The organism is Pseudomonas sp. 8AS (genome assembly GCF_902506505.1).
GTDB lineage: Bacteria > Pseudomonadota > Gammaproteobacteria > Pseudomonadales > Pseudomonadaceae > Aquipseudomonas.
Window position 1 is genome coordinate 38,640 of sequence record NZ_LR733406.1, and the last position, 13,140, is coordinate 51,779.

Annotated in this window: 11 protein-coding genes; 6 read left to right on the forward strand and 5 right to left on the reverse strand. The window is 69.0% G+C overall.

All coding sequences use genetic code 11. The features are described from left to right. Nucleotides 1-30 precede the first annotated feature (30 nt). The 5 genes from GV001_RS00180 to GV001_RS00200 form a co-directional block, all read right to left on the reverse strand. On the reverse strand, nucleotides 31-1,059 hold the full coding sequence (locus tag GV001_RS00180; protein ID WP_160076938.1) for an HlyD family secretion protein: 1,029 nt from the start codon (nucleotides 1,057-1,059) through the stop codon (nucleotides 31-33). A gap of 8 nt (nucleotides 1,060-1,067) precedes the next feature. Then, a complete protein-coding gene (locus GV001_RS00185; protein ID WP_160076940.1) occupies nucleotides 1,068-3,122 on the reverse strand; it encodes a TolC family protein in 2,055 nt (684 codons plus the stop codon). Nucleotide 3,123: 1 nt separating this feature from the next. Beyond that, nucleotides 3,124-4,452 carry a glycosyltransferase family 2 protein gene (locus GV001_RS00190; RefSeq protein ID WP_160076942.1) on the reverse strand — a complete coding sequence of 443 codons (1,329 nt, stop codon included), beginning with the start codon at nucleotides 4,450-4,452 and terminating at the stop codon, nucleotides 3,124-3,126. A gap of 3 nt (nucleotides 4,453-4,455) precedes the next feature. Continuing rightward, a complete protein-coding gene (locus GV001_RS00195; RefSeq protein WP_160076951.1) occupies nucleotides 4,456-5,850 on the reverse strand; it encodes a diguanylate cyclase domain-containing protein in 1,395 nt (464 codons plus the stop codon). Nucleotides 5,851-5,930: 80 nt separating this feature from the next. Continuing rightward, nucleotides 5,931-6,605, reverse strand: a complete 675-nt coding sequence (locus GV001_RS00200) for a TetR/AcrR family transcriptional regulator (RefSeq protein ID WP_160076953.1) — start codon at nucleotides 6,603-6,605, stop codon at nucleotides 5,931-5,933. Nucleotides 6,606-6,751: 146 nt separating this feature from the next. On the opposite strand from GV001_RS00200, the gene GV001_RS00205 reads away from it, so the two are divergent. From GV001_RS00205 to ggt, 6 genes are all read left to right on the forward strand, one after another. Continuing rightward, on the forward strand, nucleotides 6,752-8,182 hold the full coding sequence (locus GV001_RS00205; RefSeq protein ID WP_160076955.1) for a coniferyl aldehyde dehydrogenase: 1,431 nt from the start codon (nucleotides 6,752-6,754) through the stop codon (nucleotides 8,180-8,182). A 21-nt stretch (nucleotides 8,183-8,203) separates the two neighbouring features. Then, nucleotides 8,204-8,755 (forward strand): twin-arginine translocation pathway signal protein, encoded by a 552-nt coding sequence (locus GV001_RS00210; RefSeq protein WP_160076957.1) that lies wholly within the window; start codon nucleotides 8,204-8,206, stop codon nucleotides 8,753-8,755. A 29-nt stretch (nucleotides 8,756-8,784) separates the two neighbouring features. Further along, the gene (locus tag GV001_RS00215) at nucleotides 8,785-10,377 is read left to right on the forward strand and encodes a GMC family oxidoreductase (protein ID WP_160076959.1); all 1,593 of its coding nucleotides are present in this window, start codon (nucleotides 8,785-8,787) and stop codon (nucleotides 10,375-10,377) included. A 138-nt stretch (nucleotides 10,378-10,515) separates the two neighbouring features. Next, nucleotides 10,516-10,995 carry a pantetheine-phosphate adenylyltransferase gene (gene coaD / locus GV001_RS00220; RefSeq protein ID WP_160076961.1) on the forward strand — a complete coding sequence of 160 codons (480 nt, stop codon included), beginning with the start codon at nucleotides 10,516-10,518 and terminating at the stop codon, nucleotides 10,993-10,995. A gap of 114 nt (nucleotides 10,996-11,109) precedes the next feature. Further along, nucleotides 11,110-11,361, forward strand: a complete 252-nt coding sequence (locus GV001_RS00225) for a YfhL family 4Fe-4S dicluster ferredoxin (RefSeq protein ID WP_160076963.1) — start codon at nucleotides 11,110-11,112, stop codon at nucleotides 11,359-11,361. 71 nt (nucleotides 11,362-11,432) lie between these two features. Continuing rightward, entirely contained in the window at nucleotides 11,433-13,103 is a 1,671-nt protein-coding gene (gene ggt / locus GV001_RS00230) for a gamma-glutamyltransferase (RefSeq protein WP_160076965.1), read from the forward strand. Nucleotides 13,104-13,140: the final 37 nt, after the last annotated feature.

Here is a 13,140-nt window from a genome sequence, read left to right on the forward strand (position 1 = left end):
AGCTCCCGCTGCAGGAGCCGCCCTCCCCGATTAGAGCCCGACGAACCGCGACCAGTCGTGGGGAAAACGCACCTTCAGCGGCAGCTGGTCGACCCGCCACAGTGGCGGCAGCGGCTGGTCGAACTCGGCCGGCACCAGCAGGCCCATCTGGCTGACGGTAAACGGTTTCTGCATGCCCGCCGGCAGGCGTCGCGCGCTGTCGGCCGCCTGCAGCACGCGCGCAGCCTGCCAGCTGCCATCCGGCATGCGCACCTCCAGGCCGTGCCCAGGCGTGGCATAGGCGGCGTGGCGCGGCTCCAGGTAGATCAGCAGCAACGGCTCGGCGGAGCGCTCCAGGCGCATCAGCAGGGTGCCGGGGCCGACATTCTCGCCGGCGCTGACCAGCACCTCGGCGACCCTGCCTTCTTCACCGGCCGTGAACTGCAAACCGTCCAGGCGCGACTGCAGCCACTGCCGCTCGCGGTCCTCGCGCAGCAGCTGCAGCGGATCACCCTCGGCCTGGCTGCGCTGGGTGCGCTGGCGCGCCTCAAGGTCGAGCAGGGCCTGCTGCTGGCCATTCAACTCGGCCTGGGCGGCGAGCAGCTCGCCACGGGTGGCCGCGCCCTGGGCCAGCAGCGCCTGGAGCTGGCCGACCCGCTGGCGGGCCAGGTCGATGGCGCGCTGCTGCAACTGCAGCGCCTGGCTCGGTGCCGAGGCGGCGGCCGGCACTTCGCCGGGCTGCAGCTGCTGGATGCGCAGGCGCCACTCGGGGTTGTCCAGGCGCAGCAGCAGCTGGCCGCGCTGCACGTGATCGCCGGCCTTGACCGGCAGCTCGGCCACCGTGCCGGCCTCGCGGGCACGCAGTTCGACCAGCGGCAGCTGGATCTGCGCCGGCGCCTCGACCCGCAGGTAGCCGACGCCCAGCTGGCCGAAGAACCACAGCAGCGGGCTGCTGATCAGCAGCAGGATCAGGTACCAGCGCAGGCGGAAGGCCATGCGCTTGCCCGGCGCATAGAGCACCTTGAGGCCGGCCTCCTGGGTGGGATTGCGTTCCTTGTCACCGGTAAAGCGAATCTTCATGGCCATTCCTAGTGCGGGTAGTCCTGCCAGTCCTGCCAGTCGATGCCGGCAAGCCCGGCGGCTGACAGCTCGGGCTGCCAGGCCGCCACCTGGGTTTGCAGTTGCGCGGCGCTGGCGCCTTTCCAGCTCAGGCTGCCGTCCAGTTCCTGTTCGACGCTCTGCGCCAGGCGAAAGCGCAGCCGCGGCCAGCGGGCGGCGATGGCCCTGGCCGCCTCGGCGCTGCGCTGCGGGTCACGCTGGTAGATCATCAGGCTGATCGGCCCGACCTGTTCCAGGCCGCAGGGGACGCAGGGCGCACCGGCAGCCGGCGCGTCGAACCAGCGTGGATGGCTGGAGATCGCCAGCGGCCAGGGGCTGTGCCCGGCCACCACGGCCAGGGTATCCAGCCACTGCTGCAGGCGCTCGGGCGGCACCGGCCAGCCCAGCTGCTCGACTTCCAGGTCCAGGTGCAGGCCGGCAAACGGCAGCTGGCGGTAACGCTGCAGCAGGCGCAGCAGCTCGGGCCGGCCCTGCGCGGTGATCCAGCTCGGCTCGCCAAGCAGCAGGCTGACCCGCAAGCCCAGCGGTTCGGCGGCCTGCAGCAACGCCGCCAGCGCCGGCTCGGTGTCGTCCTCGGCGCGCACCTGGGCCGCCGTCAGGCCGACATACAGCTGGCCCATGCCGCTGCGTTGCAGGCGCTGCAGTTCGGCCGTGCGCCGCTGCGGATCGAGCAGGGCGCGGCTGTCCCAGATATACACGCCCTGGTCCCAGGCCGCCGCGGCGCCGCCCTGCTGCGGCCAGTGCAGACGGCCGCCACCCAGCAGCTGGCCGAGCCCGGCCTGATCGTCCAGCAGCAGGCGCAACTCGGCCTCGCGCAGCCAGGCGGCATGCCAGGCCTGGATCCGCCCGAGCAGCGCCGCCTGATAGCCACGCTGCGCGTCGAGCAGGGCCAGCAGCCCCTCCTCGCCATCGACGCTGCGCCGCGCCTGGCGCTCGCGCCACAGCTGCTCGGCCTGGGGCACCTGCTCCAGGCTGGCCTGCAGCGCGTCGAGGCTTTGCCGGTAGGCGCGCAGGCCCTTGAGTGCGCTGAACTGCAACTGCTGGCGCTCGGCGGCCAGGGCCTGCTGCGCCGCCTGGTAGTTGGCCTCGCCCAGGCGCTGGCGGGCCTGGTCGGCACCGAGCAGGTCGAAGGGCATGGTAAAGGCCAGGCTGGCCACCAGGCCATCGCCATTGCGCCGGTAGTCGTTACGGTCCTGCAGGGACTGGGCCAGGCTGAAGCTGGAGTCGACGCTGTCGTACCAGCGGCTGTCGCGCTGCGCCTCGGCCAGCTGCAGGGCCTGCTCGCGCTGGCTCAGGCGCGGATGACGGGTCAGCGCAGCGCGCCAGGCCTCGAGCCCCTGCGGCTGGCTGGCCAGCGCGTCGGCCTGGGCGCTGGCGCCGACAGGCACGGGCACCAGCAGCGCGAGCATGGCCTGGGCCTCGGCCTGCTGCGCGGCGCTGTCGCTGCACCGGCGCTGCAGGGCCCGCCAGGCATTGCGGCTGTCCTGCGCCGCCGAGGTGCGCAGCCAGCCGGCACGCCAGCGCGCCTCCAGGCCGGCCTGCGCGGCGCCGGCCACCGCCTGCAACTCCCCACACCACTGGTGCACGGCCTGCGCCGCCCACCAGTCGGCATAGGCGCCGCGCAGCAGCAGGCGTTGCTCGGCCTGCTGCAGAGCCAGCTGCAGCTGTTGCTGCTGCACCGCCGAGCGGCTGCGGTTGACCGCCTCGACCTGGCGCTTGAGGCTGCCCAGCAGCGGGTAGCGCAGGCCCAGCTGGTAGTCCTGGCCGACGTAATCGTCGTAGGTTTCCGCCCCGCCGACGGTGTCCAGGTCGCGGTAGTCGCCTGTGCTGGCACTGCCGAACAGGCTCCAGCCCTGCTCGGCCTCGCGCAGCGCCTGTTCGGCCTGCGCCGCCTGCACCTGCTGCACGGCCTGCTGCAGCGCCGGGCCGTCCTCGAGGCGTTGCAGCAGGTGCGCCAGGGGCAGGGGCTGCGCCGCCAGCGGCAGGCTCAGCAAAAGCAAAGTCGTCAGCCAAACCGCCCGCATCTCAGAACCTCGTTGCCTTCTTGATGACCCACCAGGGCGCCATGCTGGTTTCCTCGTGACCACGACGGAATAGCTCGTTGAGCATGGCCACCGCACTCCAGCAGCGCATGACGAACATGAACAGCGGGAAGATCGGCACCAGCACCGCCAGGCGCAGATCCTCCCGGGGCCGCTCGGAAATCAGTCCCAGCATGCACAGGTAGAGCAGCAGGGTGATCAGCAGGTACAGCAGGTAGACCAGGGCGCCCAGCAGGGCCAGGGTCTCCCAGGGCAGCACCAGCAGGGCGAACAGGCTGTAGCCGAGGATGATGAAGGGCAGCACCAGCTGGAAGAAGAAGCCGCTGACCAGGGTCATGATGAAGTTGCCCCAGCCCATCAGGCGCGGCGTGATGCTGGCCGGGTGCTTGCGCACATAGAGGAACAGCAGGTCGCCGTCCCAGCGCAGGCGCTGCATGAGGAACTGGCGAAAGGTCACCGGCGCATCGGTATGGCCGATGGCTTCCGGCTCGAAGGGAATGCGCAGGTTGCGGTAGCGGCCGAAGTAGCTCTTGATGCGCAGGGTGATGTCCAGGTCTTCAGCCGTGTGGGTATCCCAGCCGCCGGCACGCTCGATGAAGCTGCGGCGAAACGCGCCGAACGCACCGGAGACGTTGTTGACCAGGTTCCATTCGCCGAGGCCGATCTTCGCCATGTGGATCGACAGCAGGTACTCCAGGGCCTGCACCGCCGTGGTCAGCGAGGCCCAGACGTTGCGCACGCGCAGGCTGCCGGCCACCGCCGGCACGTCGGGGTCCTCGAAGTGCCGCACCATGGCGCTGACCATGTTGTTGTCGAAGGAGGTATCGCCGTCATGCACCAGGATGATCTCCCCCGAGCACAGCGCCAGCCCGGCGTTCAGCGAAGACACCCGGCCGCCGCGCTGCCACTTGGCGATCGGCCGCAGGTGACGGCGCGGGTAGCGCTGCGGATCGAGCCTGAAACTGCGCACCGCCTCCAGGGTTTCCTGGTTGGCCGCCGCGCCATCGACCACCGGCACGATCTCGATAGACCCCGGGTAGGTCTGCTCGCACAGGCTGAGCAGGGTCTTCTGCACGTCCATGCCTTCGCTGTAGCAGGTGATGATGCAGGATACCCGCGGCCGGTACAGCGAGTTATACGGCACCGCGCTGCGCTGGCGGGCGAACCAGCGCAGCACGCCGAGCATCACCAGCAGGTTGAGCGGCAGCTCGAACAGCAGGAAGAACGGGAACAGCATGAGGAACAGCCGTGACAGACCGTCCGGCGCACTCAAGGCGGTAAGCAGATCGACCAGCTGCCCGAGGAAATCCATGGTTCAGTTCAACCCCGTGGCCAGGCGCGCCAGCAGCAGCGGCGCATCCTCCTCGGCCTGCACGTCCTCCGGGGCGGTGAAGCCGACCATGCGCAGGTTGATCTGCTGCTGGGCATCGTTCTGGACCCGCTGCGCGCCCTCCAGCAGACGCTCCTGCAGGCGCTGCAGGCCGGCCGCCGGAGTGCGCGGCAGGAGCATCCACAGCACATCCTCGCTGCTGCGCGTGCAGCGGTCGGTATCGCGGATGATCTGCTGGACCCGCTCGACCAGCGCATCGATCAGCGCATGGCCGCGCATCTCGCCCAGCTCGGCAAACATCTGGTCGAGGTTGTCCACGCGCAGGCCCAGCAGGGAGAAGCCGGGCTCGCCGTAGCGCCTGACCAGCGCCAGCTGCCAGCCGAGCAGCTCATGGAAGCCCGCCTCGCCCGTCAGGTTCAGGCGCTGGAAATAGGCGTCCGCCGCGCTGCTGCCTTCCAGGCCCTGGCGACAGCGCAGGCGCCCGCTTTCCGAGAGCTGGTAATGCCGTACCTCGCGCACCCGCAGGCGATCGGGGCTGTGCACCATGCCGCAATCGAGGCAGCGCGCATCCACCGCCGAATCGACGAAGAAGGCCTGGCAGGCGCGGCAGCGATAGTTCTCCAGCGGCCGGTCGTAGTCGCTGCCGATATGCCGCAGGCGGCTGTAGCAGTTCGGGCAGATCAGCACGCCATCCTTGAGGAATTCCTCCTGGGCGCCGACATGGCCGCAGGTGAAACAGTGCAGGGACGGCTGGCGGACGATGTCCAGGGCGTGGCATTCCGGGCAGACGTCCACGTAGTTCAGGCGGCCGGAGCCGCAGCCGCCGCACAGGCGCACCCGGTCCAGCAGCTTGGCGGCCTCCAGCCAGTCCTTCTGCAGCATCAGCTGCAGCCAGCCGTGGGCATTGAATCCTTCGTCGCCGGCCAGTGCCTCGACCAGGGGGTAGCGGTAGTGCTGGGCACAGGCGGCGTCGCCCAGGGCACGCAACTGCGCCTTGGGGCGCAACCACAGCCAGGCCAGCACGCGGCTCTCCAGGCGCTCGGGCGCACGCCCGCGGTTGAACAGCGCCAGCCGCTCGCGCCACAGGCGCCACAGCGGCTCCAGCAGCGCCAGGTTGGGCGGCGCCTTGCCGTCGCCCAGGGCCTGGCCCCAGGCATCGGGCTCCTGGGTGCAGTAGATCAGGCTGAAATGATAGGCCTCGGCACGGCGCAGGCGGCGCAGGGCCTGCCCGGCATCGGCACTGGGCAGGTCGAGCAGCAGCACATCGAACGGCGGCTGCGCCAGCAGGGCCTCGACGCTGGCAAACACGGCCACGGCGCTGCCTGGCTGTGCGTCCGGCTCCCAGCGGAGTACGGCAACACGGGGCAAGGTATCGGACATGCACATCCCACAACGGTTCGGGGATCACCCCGGAATGTGCGCAGTATCACATTATTCGATAGGAGAAGGCATGACCCGGGTCAGCTAGCAGCACCGTCGAAACGGCCGTCCAGCGGCACGAACAGGCGCTGCTGCAGGGCCTCGATCGCCGGCCGCGCCTGCGCGCTGGCATAGCCGCCCTCCAGCGCCAGCACCTGGTAGATGCCGCGGCGCAGCAGGTCCTGGCTGAGGTCGCCATGGCTGCCGTAGGTGGTGCAGAGGAAGCGCACCCAGGAGGTCATGATGATCCAGCTGTTGAGGGTCAGCGCCTCGACCTGGGCCGGCGCCATCTGCAGGATGCCGGCATCGACGAAGCCCTGGTAGATGCCCTGGGCCTGGACCATGCAGCGCTGGGCGAAGGCGCGGTAGCGCTCGGCCAGCTGCGGGTCGGCCTCCAGCAGGTGTTCGAGGTCGCGATGGAGGAAGCGGTAATGCCACATCGAGGCCAGCAGGGCCTCGAGGTAGAAGGTCTTGTCGTCCACCGTCAGCACCCGCCCCGGCGGCAGGCGCAGGAAGCTGTCGACGCGGCTTTCGTACTGGGCGAACAGCTCGGCGATGATCGCCTGCTTGTTGCGGAAGTGGTAGTACAGGTTGCCGGGGGACATGCCCAGGTGCGCGGCCAGGTGGTTGGTGGTCACGCTGCGCTCGCCCAGGGCGTTGAACAGCTCCAGGCTGGCTTCGACGATGCGCTCGCGGGTTTTGTTTTTCGGGGCCATGCTGGGGCTCGAAGGTTGGCGAAGTGGCAAACGTACAGGCAAAGCACCCGCGCTGACGACTGCCGGATTAACGGTTTGACAGTTTAGAGCAATTACTCTAGAAATAACTCTCACCGCTTCATTCCGCCTCCCGAGGACTTCGCGCCATGGTCGCCGACATCGCCCACCTGCAGCAGAACCAGCAGCAGATCAACCAGCTGGAGCCGCTGCTCGCCGCCCAGCGCGCGGCCTTCCGCGCCAACCCGATGCCCGCCGCCGAACAGCGCCGGGCCTGGCTCAAGGCCCTGCGGTCGATGATCCTCGACGAGCAGCAGGCACTGATCGACGCCGTCTCCAGTGATTTCAGCAACCGCGCGGCCAACGAAACCCTGCTGGCCGAGATCATGCCCAGCCTGCACGGCATCGACTACGCCAGCAAACGCCTGGGCAAGTGGATGAAACCGTCGCGGCGCAGCGTCGGCGTGGCCTTCCAGCCGGCCAGCGCCAAGGTGGTGTACCAGCCGCTGGGCGTGGTCGGGGTGATAGTGCCGTGGAACTACCCGCTGTACCTGGCCTTCGGCCCGCTGATCGGTGCCCTCGCCGCCGGCAACCGGGTGATGATCAAGATGAGCGAGTCGACTCCGGCCACCTCGCAACTGGTCAAGGACCTGCTGGCCAAGGTCTTCCCCGAGGACATGGTCAGCGTGGTGCTGGGCGAAGCCGAGGTCGGCCAGGCCTTCTCCCGTCTGCCCTTCGACCACCTGGTGTTCACCGGCGCCACCAGCATAGGCCGGCACGTGATGCGCGCCGCCGCCGACAACCTGGTGCCGGTGACCCTGGAGCTGGGCGGCAAGTCGCCGGCCATCGTCAGTGCCGACGTGCCGCTGGCCGACGCCGCCGAGCGCATCGCCTTCGGCAAGACCATGAACGCCGGGCAGACCTGCGTGGCACCGGACTACGTGCTGGTGCCCCAGGAGCGCGTGGAAGGCTTCATCGCCGCCTACCGCGGCGTGGTGCAGCGCTTCTACCCGCAACTGGCGAACAACCCGGACTACACCGCAATCATCAACGAGCGCCAGCTGAGCCGCCTCAAGGGCTATGTCAGCGACGCCGAAAGCAAGGGCGCACAGGTCATCCCGCTGCTCGGCGACGACCAGGGCCGGCGCATGGGCCCCAGCCTGGTGCTGAATGTCAGCGACGACATGAAGCTGATGCAGGACGAGATCTTCGGCCCGCTGCTGCCGATCGTGCCGTACCAGCGCATCGAGGACGCCTTCGCCTACGTCAACGACCGCCCGCGCCCGCTGGCCCTGTACTACTTCGGCTACGACAAGGCCGAGCAGCAGCGCGTGCTGCACGAGACCCACTCCGGCGGCGTGTGCCTCAACGACACCCTGCTGCACGTGGCCCAGGACGACATGCCGTTCGGCGGCATCGGCCCCTCCGGCATGGGCCACTACCACGGCCACGAAGGCTTCCTCACCTTCAGCAAGGCCAAGGGCGTGTTCATCAAGCAGCGCTTCAACGCCGCCAAGTTCATCTACCCGCCGTATGGCACCGCCATCCAGAAGCTGATCAACAAGCTGTTCGTGCGCTAAGCCAGCGAGGTGAAAACAACAATGAACGACACCTCTCTCGCCGCGCCGCAGCTGTCGCGCCGCGGCCTGCTCAAGATCGGCCTGTTCGGCACGGCCTTCCTCGCCACGGCTGGCGTAGGCGCCAGCCTCAGCGGCTGCTCGGCCAGCATGCCGGCCAGCGGTTTCCAGGTGCTGCGCGCAAGCGACATGCCGTTCCTGCGCGCCCTGATTCCGGTGGTGCTGGAGGGCGCGGTGCCCGCCGCTGGCATGCCGGCCGCCGTCGAAGGCACCTTGCTCAGCATCGACCACAACCTCGGCTACCTGTCGCCGGAGCTGCTCAAGCTGACCGTGCAGCTGTTCGACGTGCAGGCCATGGCCGTTACCCGCGGCCCGCTGACCGGCATCTGGGGCAGCTGGGAGAATGCCAGCGCCGCCGATATCCGCCACTTCCTCGACCGCTGGCAGAACAGCTCGCTGGGCCTGCTGCGCATGGGCCACGCCTCGCTGCTGCAACTGGTGCAGATGGCCTGGTATTCGCGCCCCGAGTCCTGGGGCCATTGCGGTTACCCCGGCCCGCCCCAGTACGCGCTGTAAGCCGTCGCACCTATAACAAGAGAATCGACATGCCCGCACCCGATGTTTTCCGTGAAGGCCTGGCCAAAGGCTGGATCACCTACGACGGCTCGCGCCTGGAAAAAGACCTGCTGCTGGAAGCCGACGTCGCCATCGTCGGCAGCGGCGCGGGCGGCGGTACCACTGCCGAAATCCTCAGCGCCGCAGGGCTCAAGGTGCTGCTGATCGAGGAAGGCCCGCTGAAGACCAGCAGCGACTTCAAGATGCAGGAGGCCGACGCCTACCCGCAGCTGTACCAGGAAGGCATCGGCCGCATGAGCAAGGACGGCGCCATCACCATCATGCAGGGCCGCGCCGTGGGTGGCACCACCCTGGTCAACTGGACCTCCAGCTTCCGCACCCCGGAACCGACCCTGCAACACTGGGCCGAGGCGCACGGCGTCAAGGGCCACAGCGCCGAAGAGATGGCGCCCTGGTTCGAACAGATGGAACAGCGTCTGGGCGTCGCGCCCTGGGCCATGCCACCGAACGCCAACAACCAGGTGATCAAGGACGGCTGCGAACAGCTCGGCTACGCCTGGCACGTGATCCCGCGCAACGTGCGCGGCTGCTGGAACCTCGGCTATTGCGGCATGGGCTGCCCAGTCAACGCCAAGCAGTCGATGCTGGTCACCAGCATCCCGGCGGCCCTGGACAAGGGCGGCAGCCTGCTTTACCTGGCCCGCGCCGAACGCCTGCTGCTGGACGGCGAGCGCGTCGCCGGCCTGGAGTGCCTGGGCATGGACCAACGCAGCGTGGCGCCCAACGGCCGGCGCATCATGGTCAAGGCACGCCACTACGTGCTGGCCGGCGGCGGCATCAACACCCCGGCCCTGCTGCTGCGCTCGCAGGCGCCGGACCCGCACGAGCGCGCAGGCAAGCGCACCTTTCTGCACCTGGTGAACTTCTCCGCGGCGCAGTTCGACAAGGTCATCAACCCCTTCTACGGCGCGCCGCAATCGGTGTACTCCGACCACTTCCAGTGGACGGACGGCGCCACCGGACGGATGTCCTACAAGCTGGAAGTGCCACCCCTGCAGCCGGCGATTAGCGCCACCCTGCTCGGCCGCTACGGCATCGACAACGCCCTGCGCATGGAACAGCTGCCGCATACCAACGTGATGCTGGCGCTGATGCGCGACGGCTTCCACCCGGACAGCGCCGAAGGCACGGTGGAGCTGCGCGGCGACGGCACCCCGGTGCTCGACTACCGCATGACCGACCACACCTGGGACGGCATCCGCCGGGCCTTCCACAGCATGGCCGAGATCCAGTTCGCCGCCGGCGCCAGGGCCGTGCTGCCGCTGCACGCCGACGCCGACTATGTGAACAGCCTGAGCGAAGCCCGCACGCTGATCGACCGCCTGAGCCTGGAGCTGTTCCGCACCCGCCTGGGCAGTGCCCACGTGATGGGCGGCTGCGCCATGGGCGAAGACCCGCGCATGGCGGTCACCGACAGCCTGGGTCGGCATCACCAGCTGGAGAACCTGTCGATCCACGACGGCTCGCTGTTCCCCACCAGCATCGGCGCCAACCCGCAGCTGTCGATCTACGGCCTCACCGCCAAGCTCGCCACGTTGCTGGCCGAGCGCCTCAAGGCCTGAGCCCGCCCCCGGCTGCCGGCACTCGCCCGGCACCTGCGGGCAGCCCGCGCCACACCCTGCTGGGCCGGCTGGCTTGGCCCTGACGGCCCCGCTGCGCTACCATCCGCGCACCCTAACCGCTCCGAATAGGACGTTGCGATGAATCGAGTGTTGTACCCAGGCACCTTCGACCCCATCACCAAGGGCCATGGCGACCTGGTGGAGCGAGCCGCACGCCTGTTCGACAGCGTGATCATCGCCGTGGCCGCCAGCCCGAAGAAGAACCCGCTGTTCCCCCTGGAACAACGGGTCGAGCTGGCCCGCGAAGTCACCAAGCACCTGCCCAACGTCGAGGTCGTCGGCTTCTCCACCCTGCTCGCGCACTTCGCCAAGGAGCAGGGCGCCAACGTGTTCCTGCGCGGCCTGCGCGCGGTCTCCGACTTCGAATACGAGTTCCAGCTGGCCAACATGAACCGCCAGCTGGCCCCCGACGTGGAAAGCCTGTTCCTCACTCCGTCGGAAAAGTACTCCTTCATTTCCTCGACCCTGGTCCGGGAAATCGCCGCCCTCGGCGGCGATATCAGCAAATTCGTCCACCCGGCAGTGGCCGACGCCCTGACCGCCCGCTTCAAGCAGTGACTCATGGCCCATGCGCGGCACTGCCGCGCATGGCGCCCGCCTCGCCAATCCGGCACAATTCCTTTTCTCGATGTCTGTAAATGTCGCGGCCCGCGGCCCGACAGGAGTTGTTCCATGTCCCTGAAAATCACCGACGACTGCATCAACTGCGATGTCTGCGAACCCGAGTGCCCGAACGGCGCCATTTCCCAGGGCGAGGAGATCTACGTGATCGACCCCAACCTGTGTACCGAATGCGTCGGCCACTATGACGAGCCGCAGTGCCAGCAGGTGTGCCCGGTGGACTGCATCCCCCTCGACGAGAACAACGTCGAGAGCAAGGACGAACTGATGCACAAGTACCGGATCATCACCGGCAAGGCCTGATCGCCCGCGCCCCAAGCGGACGCAACTCCGCTAGGCTTGTCGTCCACAGCGGCCGCTCGACGATCACTCGCATGTTCAACAAAGCCTTTCTCACCTGCCTGCTACTGGCCTGGGCGCTCGGCGTCCAGGCCGCCACCGCTCCCGAACAGGCCGCCGTCGCCACCGCCCACCCCGCCGCCACCGTCGCCGGCCTGGAAACCTTGGCCCAGGGCGGCAACGCCTTCGATGCGGCCGTCGCCATCAGCGCCGCCCTGGCCGTGGTCGAGCCCTACGGCTCGGGGCTCGGCGGTGGCGGCTTCTTCCTCCTGCGCCAGGCCGGCGAACGGCCAAGCTATCGCTTCCTCGATGCCCGCGAGCGCGCTCCATTGGCTGCCCATGCCGAGCTGTACCGGCGCAACGGCCAGGTGCAGCGCGAGCTGTCGCTGAACGGCGCCCTGGCCGCTGCCATCCCCGGCCTGCCGGCGGCCCTGGTGGTGCTGGCCGAACGCTATGGCCAGCTGCCGCTGAGCGACTCGCTGGCCCCAGCCATTCGCCTGGCACGCGATGGCGTGGGCATCGACCGGGTCTATCGCGAACGCGCCGAATGGCGCCTGCAGGCCCTGCTGGCCGACGGGGAAAGCGCGCGGATCTTCCTCGAACAGGGGCGTATTCCCGCCGAGTACGGCCTGCTGCGCCAGCCGGAGCTGGCGCGCACCCTGGAACGTCTGGCCGAGGGCGGCCACGCCGGTTTCTACTCGGGGGACACCGCGCGACGACTGGTCGCCGGGGTGAAGGCGGCCGGCGGCATCTGGAGCCACCGCGACCTGGCCAGCTACAAGGTGGTCGAGCGCCAGCCGCTGCGCTATGCGCTGGCCGACAACCGCGAGCTGATCACAGCGCCGCCGCCGTCGGCCGGCGGTGTGGCCCTGGCGCAGAGCCTGGGCATGCTGCAGCAACTGCCCTGGCGCAAGGCCGGCACCCTGCAGCGCAGTCACTACGTGGTGGAAGTGCTGCGCCGCGCCTACCGCGACCGCGGCCTGCTCGGCGACCCGGACCAGCTGCGCAACCCGCTGGCCAGACTGCTCGCCCGGGATTACCTGCACCAGCTGGCCAAGGGCATCCACCGGCAGAACGCCACCGCCAGCAGCAGCCTGCCACCGGCACCGGCCTGGCGCGAAGGCGACCACACCAGCCACTTCACCGTGCTGGATCGCGCCGGCAATGCGGTGGCGGCGACCCTGTCGATCAACCTGCCGTTTGGCGCGGCCTTCACCGTGCCCGGCACCGGCGTGCTGCTGAACAACGAGATGGACGACTTCGCCGCCGACCCGCAGGGCCACAACGCCTACGGCCTCGGCGGCAGCCGGGCCAATGCCATCGCCGCCGGCAAGCGGCCGCTGTCGAGCATGAGCCCGACCTTTATCGAAAGCCCCGAGGAGCTGGCCAGCTTCGGCACCCCGGGCGGCAGCCGCATCCCGAGCATGGTGCTGCTGGCCATCCTCGACTACCTCGACGGCAAGCCGATCCAGCAATGGCCGGCCAGCCCGCGCTACCACCACCAGTTCCAGCCGGATGTGCTCGAACATGAGCCGGGCGCCTTCAGCGCCGAGCAGGTGCACAGCCTGGAAATGCGCGGCTACCGCCTGCACAAGCTGGAACGCCGCTACGGCAACCAGCAGGTGCTGCTGTGGCACAAGGCCGACGGCCGGGTCGAGGCCGCCAGCGACCCGCGCGGCATCGGCCAGGCGCAGCTGTGGAAATAATCCGGCGCAAACGAAAAAGCCGGTCATTCGACCGGCT

Coding starts and splice junctions, on each gene's coding strand:
- GV001_RS00180 (WP_160076938.1), bottom strand. CDS start 1,059: ATGAAGATTCGCTTTACCGGTGACAAGGAACGCAATCCCACCCAGGAG.
- GV001_RS00185 (WP_160076940.1), bottom strand. CDS start 3,122: ATGCGGGCGGTTTGGCTGACGACTTTGCTTTTGCTGAGCCTGCCGCTG.
- GV001_RS00190 (WP_160076942.1), bottom strand. CDS start 4,452: ATGGATTTCCTCGGGCAGCTGGTCGATCTGCTTACCGCCTTGAGTGCG.
- GV001_RS00195 (WP_160076951.1), bottom strand. CDS start 5,850: ATGTCCGATACCTTGCCCCGTGTTGCCGTACTCCGCTGGGAGCCGGAC.
- GV001_RS00200 (WP_160076953.1), bottom strand. CDS start 6,605: ATGGCCCCGAAAAACAAAACCCGCGAGCGCATCGTCGAAGCCAGCCTG.
- GV001_RS00205 (WP_160076955.1), top strand. CDS start 6,752: ATGGTCGCCGACATCGCCCACCTGCAGCAGAACCAGCAGCAGATCAAC.
- GV001_RS00210 (WP_160076957.1), top strand. CDS start 8,204: ATGAACGACACCTCTCTCGCCGCGCCGCAGCTGTCGCGCCGCGGCCTG.
- GV001_RS00215 (WP_160076959.1), top strand. CDS start 8,785: ATGCCCGCACCCGATGTTTTCCGTGAAGGCCTGGCCAAAGGCTGGATC.
- coaD (WP_160076961.1), top strand. CDS start 10,516: ATGAATCGAGTGTTGTACCCAGGCACCTTCGACCCCATCACCAAGGGC.
- GV001_RS00225 (WP_160076963.1), top strand. CDS start 11,110: ATGTCCCTGAAAATCACCGACGACTGCATCAACTGCGATGTCTGCGAA.
- ggt (WP_160076965.1), top strand. CDS start 11,433: ATGTTCAACAAAGCCTTTCTCACCTGCCTGCTACTGGCCTGGGCGCTC.